This window comes from Evansella sp. AB-rgal1 (assembly GCF_041820985.1).
Taxonomy (GTDB): Bacteria; Bacillota; Bacilli; order Bacillales; family Salisediminibacteriaceae; genus Evansella.
This window is the reverse complement of sequence record NZ_JBGUAU010000081.1, coordinates 1-771: the sequence shown is the minus strand read 5'-3', so window position 1 is coordinate 771 and position 771 is coordinate 1. Positions and strand designations below refer to the sequence as shown.

General features: G+C 39.2%; 2 protein-coding genes. Both read right to left on the bottom strand.

Features of this window, described 5'->3' with window-relative positions; all coding sequences use genetic code 11:
* Positions 1-393: IS3 family transposase (locus ACERII_RS25860; RefSeq protein ID WP_373645865.1), on the bottom strand; the 393-nt coding region annotated here is incomplete at its 3' end.
* Positions 390-683: a helix-turn-helix domain-containing protein gene (locus ACERII_RS25855; protein ID WP_373645864.1), complete on the bottom strand. Its 294-nt coding sequence runs from the start codon at positions 681-683 to the stop codon at positions 390-392. The genes ACERII_RS25860 and ACERII_RS25855, both read right to left, overlap by 4 nt.
* Positions 684-771 lie beyond the last annotated feature (88 nt).

Below are 771 nucleotides of genomic sequence, written 5' to 3'. Positions count from 1 at the left end.
TGGTTTCCATGCTTGAAAGTTTCTATTCAGTAAGTTCGGGATCGTACCATGTATCTGTGGCCTATGTTTAAAACGTTTTCTCCTAATCCTACACACTAAGCCATACTTCCTCATCAACCTTGCGATTCTCTTCTCATTTACGATAAGTTGATGGTCCTCTTCTAACTGCAATTTAATACGCTTTCTCCCAACCGCACCTCTATTATCCTTAAATATTTTCCTTACATAGGGAAGCAACGCTTCGTCCTTTCGATCCTGTTCATTACTTCCTTTCCGATTTACCCATTTATAGTACCCTGCACGGGATACCTCTGTAATAGCTACCAACTGTGTTATCGGATACTGTTTGGAATAAGCATGGATAAAAGCATACTGCTCCTGTTTATCACTCACCCCCTTTTCAGATCCAACAACTTTTTTAAGTACTCATTCTCCAATTTCAATTTCTCGTACTCTTCCTCTAAACTCTGTTCTTCCTTCTTCTTTTTCCCTGTACTACGTAACCCCCTCCCATCTTCTAACGCTCTATATCCTTCCTCTCTTGCCTTTTCAATCCAATCATATATTCTCCTACGATCTCTCACTTCAAACTGCTCCACTAAATCTGTAACGGAATGTCCTTCAAAATACATCTCTACTATTTGTTTCTTTACTTCGTATGGATAATTCTTCGTTGATTTCATATCTTCTCACCGCACCCTTTCTTCATAAAGTAGTCTTCTACCCTGTGTGCGGTTCTCTAAAACTGTCTACTATATGGGTACAATATCA

Coding starts and splice junctions, on each gene's coding strand:
- ACERII_RS25855 (WP_373645864.1), bottom strand. CDS start 683: ATGAAATCAACGAAGAATTATCCATACGAAGTAAAGAAACAAATAGTA.